The 16,984-nt window shown below is 70.2% G+C and carries 17 protein-coding genes; 10 read left to right on the top strand and 7 right to left on the bottom strand.

Annotated elements, in window-relative coordinates; all coding sequences use genetic code 11:
• Window positions 1–800 (top strand): isoprenyl transferase (locus tag FRW57_RS06815; protein ID WP_238999350.1); only part of this gene is annotated, 800 nt, incomplete at its 5' end.
• Between the two features lie 9 nt (window positions 801–809).
• Here the strand turns inward: FRW57_RS06815 and FRW57_RS06810 are convergent.
• The 5 genes from FRW57_RS06810 to FRW57_RS06790 all read right to left on the bottom strand — a co-directional run bounded on the left by FRW57_RS06810 (window position 810) and on the right by FRW57_RS06790 (window position 4,472).
• Complete coding sequence (locus FRW57_RS06810; protein ID WP_137121678.1) at window positions 810–1,217, bottom strand: Fur family transcriptional regulator; 408 nt, start codon at window positions 1,215–1,217, stop codon at window positions 810–812.
• Between the two features lie 5 nt (window positions 1,218–1,222).
• Complete coding sequence (locus tag FRW57_RS06805) at window positions 1,223–2,230, bottom strand: metal ABC transporter permease (protein WP_137121706.1); 1,008 nt, start codon at window positions 2,228–2,230, stop codon at window positions 1,223–1,225.
• A gap of 59 nt (window positions 2,231–2,289) precedes the next feature.
• Entirely contained in the window at window positions 2,290–3,150 is an 861-nt protein-coding gene (locus tag FRW57_RS06800; protein ID WP_238999348.1) for a metal ABC transporter ATP-binding protein, read from the bottom strand.
• Window positions 3,147–4,106 (bottom strand): metal ABC transporter substrate-binding protein, encoded by a 960-nt coding sequence (locus tag FRW57_RS06795; protein ID WP_137121679.1) that lies wholly within the window; start codon window positions 4,104–4,106, stop codon window positions 3,147–3,149. Before FRW57_RS06795 ends, FRW57_RS06800 begins: the two co-directional genes overlap by 4 nt.
• A 75-nt stretch (window positions 4,107–4,181) precedes the next feature.
• Entirely contained in the window at window positions 4,182–4,472 is a 291-nt protein-coding gene (locus FRW57_RS06790; protein WP_238384685.1) for a DUF6703 family protein, read from the bottom strand.
• A 60-nt stretch (window positions 4,473–4,532) separates the two neighbouring features.
• Between FRW57_RS06790 and FRW57_RS06785 the strand changes: the two genes are divergently transcribed.
• The 8 genes from FRW57_RS06785 to FRW57_RS06750 all read left to right on the top strand — a co-directional run bounded on the left by FRW57_RS06785 (window position 4,533) and on the right by FRW57_RS06750 (window position 12,400).
• Entirely contained in the window at window positions 4,533–5,936 is a 1,404-nt protein-coding gene (locus FRW57_RS06785; protein WP_137121680.1) for a glycine--tRNA ligase, read from the top strand.
• A gap of 96 nt (window positions 5,937–6,032) precedes the next feature.
• Window positions 6,033–6,992, top strand: coding sequence for an ABC transporter ATP-binding protein (locus FRW57_RS06780; RefSeq protein WP_152185631.1), 960 nt, complete (start codon window positions 6,033–6,035; stop codon window positions 6,990–6,992).
• Window positions 6,989–7,798, top strand: coding sequence for an ABC transporter permease (locus tag FRW57_RS06775; protein ID WP_238999346.1), 810 nt, complete (start codon window positions 6,989–6,991; stop codon window positions 7,796–7,798). The genes FRW57_RS06780 and FRW57_RS06775 overlap by 4 nt, the downstream gene beginning before the upstream one ends.
• 248 nt (window positions 7,799–8,046) lie before the next feature.
• Window positions 8,047–9,237 (top strand): sensor histidine kinase, encoded by a 1,191-nt coding sequence (locus tag FRW57_RS06770; RefSeq protein WP_203230234.1) that lies wholly within the window; start codon window positions 8,047–8,049, stop codon window positions 9,235–9,237.
• On the top strand, window positions 9,234–9,842 hold the full coding sequence (locus tag FRW57_RS06765; RefSeq protein ID WP_137121682.1) for a response regulator transcription factor: 609 nt from the start codon (window positions 9,234–9,236) through the stop codon (window positions 9,840–9,842). The genes FRW57_RS06770 and FRW57_RS06765 overlap by 4 nt, the downstream gene beginning before the upstream one ends.
• Window positions 9,843–9,929: 87 nt before the next feature.
• Window positions 9,930–10,793, top strand: a complete 864-nt coding sequence (locus tag FRW57_RS06760; protein ID WP_152185630.1) for a hypothetical protein — start codon at window positions 9,930–9,932, stop codon at window positions 10,791–10,793.
• Window positions 10,794–10,881: 88 nt separating this feature from the next.
• Window positions 10,882–12,069: a tRNA dihydrouridine synthase DusB gene (gene dusB / locus FRW57_RS06755; RefSeq protein ID WP_152185629.1), complete on the top strand. Its 1,188-nt coding sequence runs from the start codon at window positions 10,882–10,884 to the stop codon at window positions 12,067–12,069.
• A 49-nt stretch (window positions 12,070–12,118) separates the two neighbouring features.
• On the top strand, window positions 12,119–12,400 hold the full coding sequence (locus FRW57_RS06750) for a DUF2277 domain-containing protein (RefSeq protein WP_152185628.1): 282 nt from the start codon (window positions 12,119–12,121) through the stop codon (window positions 12,398–12,400).
• Between the two features lie 76 nt (window positions 12,401–12,476).
• Here the strand turns inward: FRW57_RS06750 and FRW57_RS06745 are convergent, their stop codons facing one another.
• Window positions 12,477–13,352 (bottom strand): sulfurtransferase, encoded by an 876-nt coding sequence (locus tag FRW57_RS06745; RefSeq protein ID WP_238999344.1) that lies wholly within the window; start codon window positions 13,350–13,352, stop codon window positions 12,477–12,479.
• A 166-nt stretch (window positions 13,353–13,518) separates the two neighbouring features.
• Window positions 13,519–14,532: an aldo/keto reductase family protein gene (locus tag FRW57_RS06740; RefSeq protein WP_152185627.1), complete on the bottom strand. Its 1,014-nt coding sequence runs from the start codon at window positions 14,530–14,532 to the stop codon at window positions 13,519–13,521.
• 24 nt (window positions 14,533–14,556) lie between these two features.
• On the opposite strand from FRW57_RS06740, the gene FRW57_RS06735 reads away from it, so the two are divergent.
• Window positions 14,557–16,984 (top strand): excinuclease ABC subunit UvrA (locus tag FRW57_RS06735; protein WP_152185626.1); only part of this gene is annotated, 2,428 nt, incomplete at its 3' end.

The following is a 16,984-nucleotide window of genomic DNA, read 5'->3' as shown; positions in this document are numbered from 1 at the left end:
TGCGCTCCGATACTTCGCGGGCGCCCCGGCCGCCGGCCCCTCACCCGTCCGGGGCCCGACCGCCCGCCATCCCCGCCGCGCTGGTGCCGCGGCACGTGGCCGTGGTGATGGACGGAAACGGCCGGTGGGCCAACGCCCGGGGCCTGCCCCGGACCAAGGGTCACGAGGCGGGCGAGTCGTCGCTGCTCGACGTGGTCGCCGGTGCGATCGAGATCGGGGTCAAGCACATCTCGGCCTACGCGTTCTCCACCGAGAACTGGAAGCGCTCACCGGAGGAGGTGCGCTTCCTGATGCGGTTCAACCGCGACGTGATCCGGCGTCGGCGCGACGTGATGAGCTCATGGGGGGTGCGGGTGCGCTGGATGGGGCGGCGGCCGCGCCTGTGGCGCTCGGTGATCAAGGAGCTCGAGGCGGCCGAGGAGATGACCCGGCACAACGACGTGATCACGCTGAACATGTGCGTCAACTACGGCGGCCGGGCCGAGATCGTCGACGCCACGAGGCGGATCGCGGAACTGGTCAAGGCGGGCCAGCTCAGCCCGCGCTCGATCGACGAGCGCACCATCGCCCGCCACCTGGACGACCCGGAGATGCCCGACGTCGACCTGTTCGTGCGTTCCTCGGGGGAGCAGCGCACCAGCAACTTCCTGCTCTGGCAGTCGGCCTATGCCGAGATGGTCTTCCTCGACACGCTCTGGCCCGACTTCGACCGGCGCGACCTGTGGCGGGCGATCCAGATCTACGCCGACCGCGACCGTCGCTACGGCGGCGCGATCGACTCCGCCTCCCGGCCCTCCTGATCGCAGGCGTCAGGAGGAGCGGGCGGCGCGTGCGCAGTCGGCGCAGGTGCCGAAGATCTCCAGCGTGTGGTGCACGTCGGTGAAACCGTGCTCCGTGGCGACCCGCTCGCTCCACTTCTCCACGGCCGGCCCCTCGACCTCGACCGTCGCGCCGCAGGTCCGGCAGACCAGGTGGTGGTGGTGGCCGGTGCTGCACTGCCGGTAGGCGGCCTCGCCGTCATCGGTCCGCAGCACGTCCACGTCACCGTCGGCCGCCATCGCCTGCAGCGTGCGGTAGACGGTGGCGAGCCCGACCGCGTCGCCGGACGCCCGCAGCCGGGCGTGCAGCTCCTGCGCGGAGCTGAAGTCGTCGGTCTGCTCCAGCAGCGCCTGGACGGCGGTGCGCTGCCGGGTCGGTCGTCGCCGGTTCTGCGCCATCTGCCTCAGCTGCTCCTCGTCTCGGCCGTCGTCTCGGCCGCCGTCTCCGACTCGTCGGCGGTCTGCGCGTGCACCCGCGGGTCGTGCTCGTCGTAGTGCCCGGCGTGGGGTGCGTGCCGGTGCCCGTCGTGCAGGTAGTCCACGTGGTCCCCGTGGGCGACGGCTGGGTGCCCACAGCCGAGGCCGTGCTCGTGCGGGTGGTGCTCGGCCCGCTGGTGGCGCCGCGACACCACTCGGGCGCGGACACTCGTGCCGATCGAGGCCAGCAGGAAGATGCCGATGGCGACGATGACGATGGTGCCTCCCGACGGGGTCTCGGCGTAGAAGGAGCCGGTCACTCCGCCGACGCTGGAGATCACGCCGATCGCCACGGCATACCGGATGGCTGTCCGGAAGCTGCCCGCGAGCAGCTGAGCGGCGGCGTTGGGCACGATCATCAGCGCGCTGATCAGCAGCAGCCCGACGATCCGCATCGACACCACCACGGTGACCGCGGTGAGGATGGCCAGCACCAGGTTGAGCGCCGTGACGTGCATGCCGGTGGCCCGCGCATACTCCTCGTCGTTGGCGACCGCGAAGAACCGCGGCCGCAGCAGCCAGGTTGTCGCGACCACGACGACGGCCAGCACGGCGAAGACCCACAGGTCACCGTTGCTCGTGGTCGTGATCGCACCGAAGAGGTATGCCGTGAGGTTGGCCGGGGTGCTGCTCGTGGACTTGCTGATGATCACCACGCCGAGGGCGATGCCGCCGTAGAACATCACCGCGAGGGCCACGTCCCCACTCGTGCGCCCGCGCGCCCGGATCAGCTCGATCAGCACGGCCGCGAGCACGGCCGCCACGAGCGCGGTCAGCACGGGTGCCGTGTCGGTGAAGACGCCGACCGCGACACCGGCGAGGGCGACGTGCCCCATCCCGTCGCCGATCAGCGAGAGCCGCCGTTGCACCAGGAAGACGCCCACCATCGGCGCCGCGATGCCGACCAGCAACGCCGCCAGCAGTGCCCGGCGCATGAAGTCGTAGTCGAGCAGCTCCGGAAGTCCCCCGAGGGTGGTCAGCGTGGTCAGGGTGTTCACGACTCGACTCCCCGCTTCTGGGCGGGCTGCTCCAGCGGACCGTGCGGGGTCGACAGGACCCCGGGCGCCTGCGACACGTCGGAGTCGTCGTCGTGGTGGTGGTGCTCGTGCGCCAGGATCAGGTCCTGCTGCCGCCGCTGGGCCAGGACGAAGTCGGCAGGCGTCCCGTCGAACCGCAGATGGCCCTCACCGACCAGGACGATGCGGCTGACGATGTCGCGCAGCGCCTCGAGCTCGTGCGTGACGATCAGCATGGTGGTGCCCTGGGCGGCGAGCCGGGCGAGGACCTCCGCGAGCACCTGCTGGCTCGCGGCGTCGACACCCGCGGTCGGCTCGTCCATGATCAGCACGTCCGGCTCGGCCGCGAGCGCCCGAGCGATCAGGACCCGTCGCTGCTGCCCCCCGGACAGGGTCGAGACGTCCTCGCGGGCGCGGTCCTCGAGCCCGACCAGGTCGAGCGCCCGGTCGATCAGCCGTTGGTCGGTCCGGCCCGGCCGACCCCACCACGACTGGTGGGGCAGACGCCCGATGGCGACGATCTCGGTGACCGTCGCGCGCACCGACGCCGACAGGGTGTGCCGCTGCGGCACGTAGCCGAGCCGGGTGAAGTCGCGGAACTGGCGCATCGGCGTGCCGAACAGCTCCACCTCGCCGCCGAGGTGGCTGTTGAGTCCGAGCAGGCCCTTGACGAGGGTCGACTTGCCGGAGCCGTTGGGCCCGAGCAGCGCGACCACCTCGCCCTGTCGCACGTCGAGGGTGACATCGGCGACCACCGCCCGGTCGGCATAGCCGAACACCGCCGATCGCAGCGAGAGAATCGGCTCACGACCAGGCCCGCTCGCGGCTCCCGTGGTCACGTGGAGCACCCCTGTCCGGACTCCAGCGTCGCGAGGTTGGAGCGCATGATCTCAAAGTAGTTGCTCCCCGCCGACTTGTCGGTGATCCCCTCGATCGGGTCGAGCACCTTGACCGTGGCCCCCGTTTCCTGCGCGATGGTGTCCGCGGTCGCCGGGCTGACGAGCGTCTCGGCGTAGATCGTGGTCACGTCGTGGTCCTTGACGTAGCGAGCCACGGCGGCGATCTGTGACGGGTCGGGCTCCGCATCGGGGGACAGCCCCGTGATGCCGACCTGGTCGAGGTGGTAGCGCTGCGCCAGGTAGCCGAACGCGCTGTGGCTGGTGACGATCTCAGGCCGTTCGCAGTGGGCGAGTCCGGTGGCGAAGGCCCGGTCGAGCTTGGTCAGCCTGGCCTCGAACGCCTTGGCCCGCGCCCGGTAGTCGGCCTCGTGCGTCGGGTCCACGGTCGACAGCCGGTCGGCGATGGCGCGGCTGACGTCGCGATAGCGCAGTGGGTCGAGCCAGAAGTGCGGGTCCGTGGCCCCGGCTTCCTGCTCGTGCCCCTCGCCGCTCTCATGCTCCTCCACCTCGGCGCCGTGGTCGTCTCCGACCGCGGGCTGCAGCGCCAGGTCGAGCTTGGCTGCCGGGGCGACGTCGAGGGAGGTGTCGGGTGCCTCGTTCTCGACCGCTTGGTCGACCGCGGGCTGCAACCCGTGCTCGAAGACCACCAGGTCCGCCTTGCTGACCTCGGCGACGTCCTTGGGCGTCAGCTCGAGCTCGTGCGGCTCCGCGCCCGGCTTGGTCAGCCCGGTGACGGCCACCTGGTCACCGCCGATCTGCTCGGTCGCGAATTGCAGCGGATAGAACGCCGCGACCACGTCGAGGCGCCCCGAGGTGTCGCTCGACGAGCTCCCGCAGGCAGTCAGTGACGCGCTGAACGTCAGGCAGGCGCAGAGGGCGAGGAGGCGTCGCGGCATACGCCGATCCTGCGCTTAAATGAGAATGATTGTCAACTTCAAACGGTATGCCGGGTGGGCACCCGGCCGGGACCGTCAGGTCTGGGGGAAGAGCTGCACGACCGCCAGGGCCGCGGCGAGCAGTACGACGGCGCCACGCATCATCCGCTCGCTCGAGGTCAGGCGCGGCCAGGAGAGGTAGAGCAGCCAGGCGACGGCCAGGGTCGCGAGCCCCATGAGGACGAAGCCGATCGGGCCGCCGACCAGGGCGCCCGCGACGAGCAGGACGAGCATCGACAGGAAGGGGACGACACGAGGCAGGCTGGACAGGCGCGTCAGCGCGGGCAGACTGGCTCGCTCGATGGAGGTGCGCATGCTGGTGGACACCCCTCAAGGGTACGCGAGCGCGGTCGGGAGCACCTGCTCGGGACCGATAGCCTTGGCCACATGGCTGCTCCCTCAACCGTCGACACCGTCGTCAGCCTCTGCAAGCGCAGGGGCTTCGTCTTCCCCTGCGGGGAGATCTACGGCGGCACCCGATCCGCTTGGGATTACGGCCCGCTCGGCGTCGCGCTCAAGGACAACATCAAGCGGCAGTGGTGGAAGTCGATGGTGCAGGGCCGCGACGACGTCGTCGGCCTCGACTCCTCGGTGATCCTGCCGCGCGAGACCTGGGTGGCCAGCGGCCACGTCGGCGGCTTCAGCGACCCGCTCATCGAGTGCCACAGCTGCCACAAGCGCTTCCGCATGGACCACCTGCAGGAGGGGGTCGCGGCCAAGGCGGCCAAGAAGGGCAAGCAGGTCGACCCCGACTCGGTGGCCCTCGCCGATCTCGTCTGCCCCAACTGCGGCACCAAGGGCGCGTGGACCGAGCCGCGCGAGTTCAACATGATGCTCAAGACCTATCTCGGGGTCCTCGAGGACGAGTCCGGACTGGCCTACCTGCGGCCCGAGACGGCCCAGGGGATCTTCATCAACTTCCTCAACGTGATGAACGCCTCGCGCAAGAAGCCGCCGTTCGGCATCGCCCAGACCGGCAAGAGCTTCCGCAACGAGATCACGCCGGGCAACTTCATCTTCCGGACGCGTGAGTTCGAGCAGATGGAGATGGAGTACTTCGTCGAGCCCGGCACCGACGAGAAGTGGCACCAGTACTGGATCGACGAGCGCACGCGCTGGTACGTCGACCTCGGCATCAACAAGGACAACCTGCGGCACTACGAACACCCCAAGGACAAGCTGTCGCACTACTCGACGCGCACCGTCGACATCGAGTACCGGTTCGGCTTCCAGGGCAGCGAATGGGGCGAGCTCGAGGGTATCGCCAACCGCACCGACTTCGACCTGAGCACCCACACCAAGCACTCCGGCGTCGACCTGTCCTACTTCGACCAGCAGTCCGGCGAGCGCTACACGCCATACGTCATCGAGCCCGCGGCCGGACTGTCGCGCTCGCTGATGACCTTCCTGGTCGACGCCTACTCCGAAGACGAGGCGCCCAACACCAAGGGCGGCGTGGACAAGCGGGTGGTCCTGCGACTCGACCGCCGGCTCGCGCCGATCAAGGCCGCCGTGTTGCCGCTCTCGCGGGGCGCCGACCTGACACCCAAGGCCCGTGACCTCGCGGCCCGGCTGCGGCAGAACTGGATGGTCGACTTCGATGACGCGGGGGCGATCGGCCGCCGCTACCGTCGGCAGGACGAGATCGGCACGCCCTACTGCATCACCGTCGACTTCGACACGCTCGAGGACCAGGCCGTGACCGTGCGCGAGCGGGACAGCATGGCGCAGGAGCGGATTGGCCTCGACCAGGTCGAGTCCTACCTCGCCACACGACTGCTCGGCTGCTGACCCCGCGCGCAGGTGGCCGCGCGCGTGACATCTGTCATGGGCCGATCGTGACGCGAGTGTGAGGCTCCGCGGCGCCGGCGAACCCATGCTTGGGGCATGACAACGAATGACACGTATGCCGTGCAGCGCCCCCGGAGGTCAATCGCGGGCGGCACGCCGCTCGCGATCGACCTCCGGGGCGCGCACAAGCGGTTCGGCGACGTCCACGCCGTCAAAGGCATCGACCTGACGATCAGATCGGGAGAGATCGTCGCGTTCCTCGGGCCCAACGGCGCGGGCAAGACCACCACCATCGACATGATCCTGGGGTTGTCGCAGCCCGACGAGGGCAGTTCCGAGATCTTCGGGATGGCACCGCATCTGGCCATCCGGCGCGGCCTCGTATCGGCCGTGATGCAGACCGGCGGGCTGCTCTCGGACTACACGGTTGAGGAGACCTGCCGTTTCACCGCGAGCCTCTTCTCGAACACCAGGCCGGTCGAGGAGGTCCTGGCGCGAGCCGGCATCACCGAGCTCGCGGACCGACGGGTCGGCAAGTGCTCCGGCGGCGAGAAGCAACGGCTCCGGTTCGCGCTGGCGCTGCTCTCGGACCCTGCTCTGATCCTGCTGGACGAGCCCACCACCGGCATGGACGTCGAGGGACGCCGGGAGTTCTGGAAGGCGATCCGGGCGGACGCGCAGCAGGGTCGGACCGTCGTCTTCGCCACGCACTACCTCGAGGAAGCCGACGCCTACGCCGACCGCATCATCCTGGTGCGCAGGGGCGAGATCGTGGCGGATGGGACTGCCGGCCAGATCAAGAGCCTCGCCTCCGGGCGGACGGTGCGGGCCACCCTGCCGGGCGCGGACGAGGCGACCTTGCGCAGCATACCGGGTGCCGACTCCATCGAGATCCGGGGCGACACCGTCCTGGTCCACTCCGGCGACTCCGACAAGGTGGCCCACCACCTGCTGACCACCACCAACGCGCACGACCTCGAGATCACGGCACGCGGACTCGAGGAAGCCTTCATCGCCCTGACCGGCGACGACAAGACCACGGAAGAGACCCGATGAGCACCACCGCCATGCCCCAGCAGCCCGACCTGATGTCGCGGCCCGTGCCCGGTCTCGGCGGGTTCAACCTCACCATGCTGAAGCTCGAGGTCCGGCGGCTGCTGCGCAACCGGCGCACGATGATCTTCACGATGATCATGCCGGTCGTCTTCTACCTGATCTTCGGCATGACCATCCCCGCCGGCAAGCAGAGCCTCGGCGCCGGGTCGCACGGCAATGTCAGTGCCTACATCCTGATCAGCATGGCTCTCTACGGGGCGGTCCTGGCGACGAGCAGCGGCGGCGCGATGGTCTCGATCGAGCGTTCCCAGGGCTGGAGCCGGCAGTTGCGACTCACGCCGTTGTCGCCGGTGGCCTATATCGCCGTGAAGATGCTGGCCGCGATGACGCTGGGGGCCGCCTCGGTGCTCGCGGTCTACGTCGTGGGCCTGATCACGAGTCAGGCGAACATGCCGCTGGCACAGTGGATCCTCACCGCGTTCGCCGTGTGGATCGGCTCGCTGATGTTCGCGGCGTTCGGGCTCTTCATGGGCTACCTCTTGCCGACGGAGAACGTCATGCAGGTGCAGTCGTTCGCCCTCGTGATCTTCGCGTTCGCCGGTGGGCTGTTCGTCGACCTGACCGCGATGCCGGGCTGGTACCAGACGGTGGCGCAGTTCACCCCCATCTGGGGGCTCAACGAGCTGGTGCACGCCCCGGTATCCGGCGGCGTCGACAACTGGGCCTGGGTGAACGTGGCGGCGTGGCTTGCGATCTTCGTGGCCGGTGCCGCCTGGCGCTTCCGAAAGGACACCGCGCGGGTCTGACGCCTCGATGAGGGGTGCGGGAGCGAGCCTCCCGTGCCCCTGTCCAGTTTCGGCACACATGCACATCTGAGAGGCTGGCGACATGAGTCACCCCACGAAGTTCTCCGCTTCGCTCCGATACTTCGCGGGGACCCCGACATGAGCCACCCCACGAAGTTCTCCGCTTCGCTCCGATACTTCGCGGGGACCCCGACATGAGTAGTTCGGAAGGGCCTGGTCCGCCCTTCGGCATGGCCGCAGCACGAGGCATGACGGGTAACAGTCGTGGCGCGTTCATCAGCCTGTTCTACGCCGGCATCTGGTTGGTCTTCCTCATCCAACCGGTGCAGTCGGCTTGGGCCGCCGAGCATCCGCTCCAGCGCATCCTTGGTGTCCTGTCCACGGTGGCGTTCGCCGCCGTCTACCTGCTCTACTTCCTGCACGCGCACCGGGGGTGGAGCTGGGGGGAACCACGTCGCCCCAGCACCGCCGGCGTGATCAACTACACCGTCCTGGCGCTCTTGGCGGTCGCCTGCACGGTGACGGTGGGACAGCCGGGCAGTACGACCTGGGTCTTCCTCGCGGTGACGGGCATGTGGACCTTCCAGCGCCGCACCGCGTGGCTGGTCGCGATCGGCCTGATCGCGTTGGACAACGGGCTGGCGGCGGGTTTCGAGAGCTGGACCTTCGACCCCGGCACCAGCTTCGCCATCCTGCTTGCCATGGCGGCCATGACCGGAGGGATCATGGCGGCCGCGCGGGAGCGTGACCTGTCCAGCGTCAGGCAGGAGAACGCGCGCCTCGCGGTGCAGGACGAGCGCAACCGGATGGCGCGCGACCTGCACGACATCCTCGGTCACTCGCTCACCGTCATCACCGTCAAGGCCGAGCTCGCCGGACGGCTGATGGACGATGCCCCGGACCGGGCCAAGGCCGAGATCGCGGATCTCGAGCGACTCTCCCGTGACGCGCTCGCCGACGTGCGTCGGGCGGTGGAGGGATACCGCGAGATCTCGCTCGCCGGTGAGCTGGCACGCGCGCGGGAGGCACTTGACGCGGCCGGGATCCACGCCACGTTGCCCAACGCGACCGATGCGGTGCCGAGCGACCTGCGTGAGCTGTTCGCCTGGGTCGTGCGCGAGGGCGTGACCAACGTCATTCGGCACAGCGGGGCGGAGCACTGTTCCATCACCCTGGACGAGAGCGGGATCACGATCCGCGACGACGGGCGCGGTCGTGGCGAGGCACCCGGCCAGGGCAACGGCCTGGCCGGTGCGCGCGAACGTGCGTCCGACGTGGGCGCCGTGCTGGTCTCTCGTGACCTGTCACCGCACGGGTTCGAGCTGGTCGTCACGACGCCCGGGCCCTCCGACCATCGTGTGGAGTCGACCGCGGACGGCACGACGCCAGAGCGATCTGCGAGCCTGCCGATCCTCGGCCGCAAGGCGCGCACCTCGTGAGCATCCGCCTCCTGCTCGCCGACGACCAGGCGCTGGTGCGAGGCGCCCTGGCCGCACTGCTCGACCTGGAGTCCGACCTCTGCGTCGTCGCCGAGGTCGGACGCGGGGACGAGGTGGTCGACGCGGCCCGCGAGAACAACCCGGACGTCGCCCTGCTTGACGTCGAGATGCCCGGACTGGACGGGATTGCCGCCACCGCGGCCCTGAGGCACGAACTGCCCGACATCAAGGTCCTCATCGTGACGACCTTCGGCCGACCGGGATACCTGCGCAAGGCCGTGCAGGCGGGCGCCTCGGGGTTCGTGGTCAAGGACACGCCGGCGCGCCAGCTCGCCGACGCGGTGCGACGGGTCCACTCCGGCCTCCGTGTCGTGGACCCGTCGCTGGCTGCAGACAGCCTCGTCTCGGGTGAGTCGCCCTTGACCGCAAGGGAGTCCGACGTCCTGCGGGCTGCGCGCGACGGCTCGACCGTGTCGGCCATGGCGGGCCGGCTCTACCTGTCGGAGGGAACCATCCGCAACCACCTGTCCTCCGCGATCGGCAAGACGGGGGCGCGCACCCGTGCCGAGGCGGTCCGCATCGCCGAGAGCAACGGCTGGCTCTGATCCGCCACCTCCGCACGAGGCAGGGTGGGCACGAGCCTGCGAGAATCACGGGCACCGGGGACAGGACGCCCGCGACGAGGGAGCACCGTGGACCTGCAGGACGTGGCCGACGAGCTCTACGGCGTGCTGCCCGGCGACTTCATCTCGACCCGTGGCGCGCGGGCCAAGGAGGCGAAGGTCGCCGGGGAGCCTGATCTCGCCAAGGCCATCACCACGCTGCCCAAACCCGCCGCGGGCGCCTGGGTGGTCAACATGCTGGCGCGCCACCGGACCGAGGAGATCGAGCAGGTCCTGACTCTGGGCGCCGCCTTGCGCGACGCGCAGGAGAACCTCGACGCCGGCCAGATGCGTGAGCTCACGACCCAACGGCGCAAGCTCACGGCCGCGATCACTCGCACCGCTCGAGCTCTCGCGGCCGAGCTCGGCAACCCGGTGAGCGCGACGGTCGCTGAGCAGGTCGAGTCGACGCTGCACGCCGCGATGGTGGACCAGGGCGCGGCCGACGCGGTCCGCGCCGGACAGCTGACCAAACCGCTCGAGGCCACCGGCTTCGGCGCGGTGGACGTGACCTCGGCGATGGCCTCGAAGCGCTCAGGCACCGCGCGTCCGGCGACACCGTCCAGACCCGAGCTTTCCGTGGTGCCGGACGACACCCGTGCCCGGGAGGAGGCGCAGGAGCGAGCTCGCGAGGCGGCCGCCGACCTGGAGGAGGCCGAGTCGTCCGCCCGCGAGGCCCGGCAGCGGGTGGAGGAGCTGTCGGCACGCAATCTCGAGCTGGTGGAGCAGCTCGAGGAGCTGCGGCGCCAGCTGGCGTCCCGAGAGCACGACCTGGAGGAGCTCGAGGGAGAGCTGAGCGAGGCAGAGACGGAGCAGGAGGCCGAGGACGAGGCGCTCGAGGATGCCCGACAGGCGGCGAAGGAGGCCCGGCGCGTCCTCGACGCCTTCTCCTGATCGCCTCCGTCGAAGCAGCGGGCACGGGCGGGGCACGGCATACGTGCCCGCGGCGACGCACCTGACGCTCTGACACAATCGGGGGACCATGACCGCAGTCCTTCCCCCTCTCCAGATCGGCCGACACACCATCGAGTCGCCGGTGGTGCTGGCGCCGATGGCCGGCATCACCAACCGCGCGTTCCGTCGGCTGTGCCGGCAGTACGGCGATGCCGGGCTGGCTGCCGGCGGCGCGAGCGGGGCCACGTCGCTCTACGTCAGCGAGATGATCACCTCACGCGCCCTGGTGGAGCGCACACCGATCTCGATGCAGCTGATCGAGCACGACCCCGACGAGAGCCCGCGCTCGATCCAGCTCTACGGCGTCGATCCCGCCACCGTCGCCCAGGCCGTGCGGATGGTGGTCACCGAGGACCGCGCCGACCACATCGACCTCAACTTCGGCTGCCCCGTGCCGAAGGTGACGCGCAAGGGTGGGGGAGCGGCCTTGCCGTGGAAGACCGACCTGTTCCGCGCCATCGTCAGCAGCGCGGTGAAGGAGGCTGCGCCGTATGACGTGCCGGTCACCGTCAAGATGCGCAAGGGCATCGACTCCGACCACCTGACCTACCTCGAGGCCGGTCGCATCGCCGAGGGGGAGGGCGTGGCAGCCGTGGCGCTGCACGCGCGCACTGCCTCGCAGGCCTACTCCGGCACCGCCGACTGGCAGGCGATCCGCGGACTGAAGAACGTCGTGACGTCCGTGCCGGTCCTCGGTAACGGGGACATCTGGTCGGCCGAGGATGCGTTGGCGATGGTGCGCGAAACCGGTTGCGACGGCGTCGTGGTGGGGCGCGGCTGCCTGGGACGCCCCTGGTTGTTCACCGACCTTGCCGCGGCCTTCGCCGGCAGCGACGCCAGGGTCACCCCGCGGTTGGGGGAGGTGGCCGAGACCCTGCGGCGGCACGCGGTCTACCTCACCGAGTTCCACGGCAGCGAGCACAAGGCCTGCCGCGACATCCGCAAGCACATCGCCTGGTACCTCAAGGGTTTCCCGGCAGGCTCGACGGTGCGCAACCGGCTCGCCCTGGTCGACTCGCTGGCTGCCCTGGACGACCTGCTTGCGACCCTCGACCCCACCCAGCCGTGGCCGGGTGAGGCTGCCGAGGGACAGCGGGGCCGCGCCGGATCCTCCCGCCACGTCGTGCTGCCCGAGCACTGGCTCGACTCGCGCGAGCTCGACGCGCCGCAGGCGGAGCAGGTTGCCCAGGCCGAGCTGTCGGTCTCCGGCGGCTGAGCGACCTATCCGGGCGACGCGGGGTGCGGCCCTGTGACACGCTGAGGTCATGTGTCGCAACATCCGGACCCTGCACAACTTCGAGCCGCCCGCCACGCCTGACGAGGTGCATGCCGCCGCCCTGCAGTACGTGCGCAAGGTGAGTGGCAGCGCCAAGCCGTCGGCTGCCAACTCGCCAGCGTTCGAGCGCGCGGTGCAGCAGGTCGCCGCGGCCACCGCCGAGCTGCTCGACGCGCTGGTGACCAGTGCCCCGCCGAAGAACCGCGAGGAGGAGGCCGCCAAGGCCCGGGCGCGCAGCGCGGTGCGCTACGGCCGGCCGGTCGCCTCCTGACCCCACTCAGGACACTTGTTGCTGGGAGGGGGCGTCGCCGGTGACGCCCCCTCCCAGCAACAAGCGGGGTGGGAGGTCAGTCGTCCCAGGTCTCGATCGGCCGGTCGCGCTTGGTGATCCAGTCGCTCCAGGAGCCGACGTAGACCGCCGGGTCCTTGGCCATGCCGGCCACTTCGAGGGCGAGGGCGAGATGGGCGGCCTGCACGCCCGACCCGCAGTAGATGGCGAGCTCGTCACCGTTGGTCTTGGCGTTCTTGGACCCTAGCCGCTTGGTGAGCCTCTCGCGCAGCTGCCGCGGGGGGAGGAAACGTCCGTCGTCCTCGAGGTTCTCCACCGCCGGGACGTTCCGCGCCCCAGGGATGTGGCCGGCGACCTTGTCGATGGTCTCGTTCTCCCCGCGGAACCGGTCCGAAGGGCGAGCGTCGAGCAGTCGGCCGCGGTCGGCATACTGCTGCACGTCCCCGGCCTTGATCTTGTGCCGGCCGTGCTTGTGCGGGGTGAAGTGGCCCGACTTCGGCGTGAAACTGCCGCTCTCGGTGGGGTAACCGGCGGCGAGCCAGGCGGCGAGACCCCCGTCGAGGACCTGGACGTCGTGCTTGCCGTAGTAGCGCAGCATCCACCAGGCGCGGCTGGCCGGCAGCGAGTCGTGGGCGTCGTAGCAGACCACCGGGCGGTCGTCGCGCACGCCGGCGTGCTGCATCACCGAGGCGAACAGCTTCTTGTCGGGCATCGGGTGACGGCCGCCCTTGCCGTCCGGGCCGGGGGGTGAGGAGAGCTGGTTGTCCAGATCGATGTAGACCGCTCCGGGCAGGTGCTCCTGCTCGTACTCCGACTGGCCGTTGGGGCGACCCAGCTCCCACCGCACGTCCAGCAGCGTGGGGGTCGTGCGGGGGCTCGACATCAGGTGGTGCAGTTCGTCGACCGTGATCAGCGGCCGGACGGGAGCGGACACGAGGACCTCCATCATGCGGAGCGGACCTGCCTTGGCACATCCACGCTAACCGACGGCCCAGGGGGTTGGGGTGCTGACTGCCCGAGGTGGCGTCCCGGCGCGATTGCTTCCTCGCCCGGTTACCGCTCCGACCCGATGATGCCGCGCCTGGCCACGGCGAGCCGCTTCAGTCGCGCTTCTCCAGCTCTGACCGCTGCGGTGACCGCGTCAGCGAAGGATCGGTCTGGACGACGGGCTTCAGCGCCTTGTCGATCTTCTTCATCAGCCCGGCGTCGAGCTTCACCCCGGCTGCCTTGACGTTGTCGGTGACCTGCTCGGGGCGGGAGGCCCCGACGATGGCCGCCGACACGTTGGGATTCTGCAGCACCCAGGCGACCGCGAGCTGCGGCATGGTCAGTCCGGCCTCCTCGGCCAGCCGCACCAGCTTCTGCACCCGCGCCAGGATCTTGTCGTCCATCAGCTGCTCGATCATGCTCGCACCGCCCTTGTCGTCGGTGGCGCGCGAACCCTCGGGCGGCGCCTGGCCGGGCTGGTACTTGCCGGTGAGCACCCCTTGGGCGATGGGGGACCAGACGATCTGGCCGATGCCGAGCTCCTCGCTGGTCGGCACCACCTCAGTCTCGATCACCCGCCAGAGCATGTTGTACTGCGGCTGGTTCGAGACGAAGGGGATGTGCAGCTCCCGAGCGAGCTCGTGTCCGCGGCGGAGCTGGTCGGCCGTCCACTCCGAGACACCGATGTAGAGCGCCTTGCCCTGGCGGACCACGTCCGCGAAGGCCTCCATGGTCTCCTCCAGCGGAGTGCTGTGGTCGAAGCGGTGGGCCTGGTAGAGGTCGACGTAGTCGGTGCCCAGCCGCTGCAGAGAGCCGTCGATCGACTCCAGGATGTGCTTGCGCGACAGGCCGTGGTCGTTCTTTCCGGGACCGGTCGGGAAGTAGACCTTGGTGAAGATCTCGAGCGACTCGCGGCGCTCGTCCTTGAGCGCCTCGCCGAGGACGGACTCCGCCTTGGTGCCCGCGTAGACGTCGGCCGTGTCGAAGGTCGAGATGCCGACCTCGAGCGCCTGCCGCACGCAGGCGAGCGCCTGGTCCTTCTCGACCTGTGACCCGTGCGTCAACCAGTTGCCGTAGGCGATCTCCGAGATGCGCAGGCCGCTCCGACCCAGATTCCTGTATTCCATGTCGGTGACCCTACGCTCGGGGTCGTGCAGCATGAGGCGGAGGATCCCTATGTCCGGGTGCGTGGCGCGCACGTGCACAACCTCCGGGGGGTCGACGTGGCGGTGCCGCGCGACTGCCTCGCGGTGTTCACCGGGGTGTCCGGCTCGGGCAAGTCGTCGCTGGCGTTCGGGACGATCTACGCGGAGGCGCAGCGGCGCTACTTCGAGTCCGTGGCGCCCTATGCCCGCCGGCTGATCAACCAGGTCGGCGCCCCCAAGGTCGACGAGATCACCGGCCTGCCGCCTGCCGTGGCCCTGCAGCAGCAGCGCGGCGCACCGACGACCCGGTCGAGCGTCGGCACGGTCACGACCCTGTCCAACACGTTGCGGATGCTGCTCTCGCGCGCCGGGAGCTACCCACCCGGAGCGCCGCGGATCGACTCCGACGGCTTCTCGCCCAACACCGTCGCCGGTGCCTGCCCCGAGTGCCACGGGCTCGGGCGGGTGCACCGCGCCACCGAGGCGACGCTGGTGCCGGATCCCTCGCTGTCCATCCGGGAGAAGGCGATCGCTTCGTGGCCCGGCGCGTGGCTGGGCAAGAACTTCCGGGACATCCTCGACACTCTCGGTTACGACGTGGACCGCCCGTGGCGCGACCTGCCCCAGGCCGAGCGTGACTGGATCCTGTTCACCGACGAGGAGCCGGTCGTCACGGTCCACCCTGTCCGGGAGGCCGGGCGGATCCAGCGCCCCTACGAGGGGCGCTACCAAAGTGCCGAGCGGCACGTGATGCACACGCTGTCGGACTCCAAGAGCGCCACGGCGCGCCGACGGGCGCTGCAGTTCGTCGAAACCGTGGACTGCCCTGTCTGCCAAGGGCGGCGGCTACGCCAGGACGCGCTCGCAGTGACCTTTGCCGGGCTGCCCATCGACGCGCTCGCAGCCCTGCCCATGAGGACCCTGCTGGAGCTGATGCGCGCCGAGGGCGAGCAGGCGGCGGAGGAGAGTGTGGCGGCGACGCTGACCGGTGACCTCGTGCCGCGGCTGGAGGTGCTCGTCGAGCTCGGCCTCGGCTACCTGGCGATGGACCGGTCCACCCCGACGCTGTCATCGGGAGAGCTGCAGCGACTGCGCCTCGCCACCCAGCTGCGGTCGGGCCTGTTCGGGGTGGTCTACGTCCTGGACGAGCCGTCCGCCGGCCTGCACCCGGCCGACGCCGAGCCCCTGATGAAGGTGCTCGACCGCCTTGTTGCTGCAGGCAACTCGCTCTTCGTCGTCGAACACGACATGGACGTGGTGAGACAGGCGGACTGGGTCGTCGACGTGGGCCCGGCCGCCGGCGAGCAGGGGGGAGAGGTGCTGTATGCCGGGCCGGTCGCCGGGCTCGTGGACGTCGCCACCTCGGCGACGCGAAGGTTCCTCTTCGACGGTGGGCTGCGCGCGGGTCGGCCGGCTGTGCGCGAACCGCAGGGCTGGTTGCGGCTGCGGGGAGTGACCCGGCACAACCTGCACGGCGTCGACCTCGACCTGCCGCTCGGGGTGCTGACCGTGGTGACCGGGGTGTCTGGCTCGGGCAAGTCGACGCTGGTCGCCCAGGTGCTGGCCGAGGTGGTCGCGAGCCACCTCGGGACGGGCGTCCCCGCCGAGCCGGAGGAAGAAGGCGTCGACGTGGGCGTCGTGGCCGGGCCGGGGGATCCCTCGGTGACCGAGGCCACCGGTCTGGAGGCCGTGCGGCGGCTGGTCCGCGTCGACCAGAAACCCATCGGTCGCACGCCCCGGTCCAACCTGGCGACCTACACCGGGTTGTTTGACGGCGTCCGCAAGGTCTTCGCCGCGACCGACGAGGCCAGGGCCCGCGGGTACGACGTGGGCCGGTTCTCGTTCAACGTCGCCTCGGGTCGTTGTCCGACGTGTCAGGGTGAGGGGTTCGTGGCCGTCGAGCTGCTCTTCCTGCCGGGCTCCTACTCACCGTGCCCGAGCTGCCACGGGGCGCGGTACAACCCCGAGACACTCGAGATCCGGTGGCAGGGCAGGACCATCGCCGACGTCCTTGCCCTCAGCGTCGACGACGCGGTCGCGGCCTTCGAGGACGTGCCGGCGGTCCGCCGGAGCCTGATGACCCTGCAGGCGATCGGGCTCGGCTACCTCCGGCTCGGCCAGCCGGCGACCGAGCTGTCCGGTGGGGAGGCCCAGCGGATCAAGCTCGCAACCGAGCTCCAGCGGGCCCGTCGGGGCCACACCCTCTACCTGCTGGACGAACCGACGACCGGTCTGCACCCCGCGGACGTCGAGGTGCTGATGGCCCAGCTGCAAGGGCTGGTGGCAGCCGGGAGCTCCGTCGTCATCGTGGAGCACGACATGGGCGTGGTCGCGGACGCGGACTGGGTCATCGACCTCGGGCCGGGCGCAGGCGACGACGGTGGGCGGGTGGTCGCGGCGGGCACGCCGGCCAAGGTGGCCGCCTCCGGTGGCG

This window comes from Segeticoccus rhizosphaerae, from assembly GCF_009192725.1.
In the GTDB taxonomy this organism is placed as follows: Bacteria; Actinomycetota; Actinomycetes; order Actinomycetales; family Dermatophilaceae; genus Segeticoccus; species Segeticoccus rhizosphaerae.
The sequence above is the reverse complement of the archived record's forward strand: the minus strand, read 5'-3'. Positions and strand labels throughout refer to the sequence as shown.

Bases quoted from the DNA above. Each gene is read 5' to 3' on its own strand.
- FRW57_RS06810 (WP_137121678.1), bottom strand. From the start codon at position 1,217: ATGGCGCAGAACCGGCGACGACCGACCCGGCAGCGCACCGCCGTCCAG.
- FRW57_RS06805 (WP_137121706.1), bottom strand. From the start codon at position 2,230: ATGCGCCGGGCACTGCTGGCGGCGTTGCTGGTCGGCATCGCGGCGCCG.
- FRW57_RS06795 (WP_137121679.1), bottom strand. From the start codon at position 4,106: ATGCCGCGACGCCTCCTCGCCCTCTGCGCCTGCCTGACGTTCAGCGCG.
- FRW57_RS06785 (WP_137121680.1), top strand. From the start codon at position 4,533: ATGGCTGCTCCCTCAACCGTCGACACCGTCGTCAGCCTCTGCAAGCGC.
- FRW57_RS06780 (WP_152185631.1), top strand. From the start codon at position 6,033: ATGACAACGAATGACACGTATGCCGTGCAGCGCCCCCGGAGGTCAATC.
- FRW57_RS06775 (WP_238999346.1), top strand. From the start codon at position 6,989: ATGAGCACCACCGCCATGCCCCAGCAGCCCGACCTGATGTCGCGGCCC.
- FRW57_RS06770 (WP_203230234.1), top strand. From the start codon at position 8,047: ATGACGGGTAACAGTCGTGGCGCGTTCATCAGCCTGTTCTACGCCGGC.
- dusB (WP_152185629.1), top strand. From the start codon at position 10,882: ATGACCGCAGTCCTTCCCCCTCTCCAGATCGGCCGACACACCATCGAG.
- FRW57_RS06750 (WP_152185628.1), top strand. From the start codon at position 12,119: ATGTGTCGCAACATCCGGACCCTGCACAACTTCGAGCCGCCCGCCACG.
- FRW57_RS06740 (WP_152185627.1), bottom strand. From the start codon at position 14,532: ATGGAATACAGGAATCTGGGTCGGAGCGGCCTGCGCATCTCGGAGATC.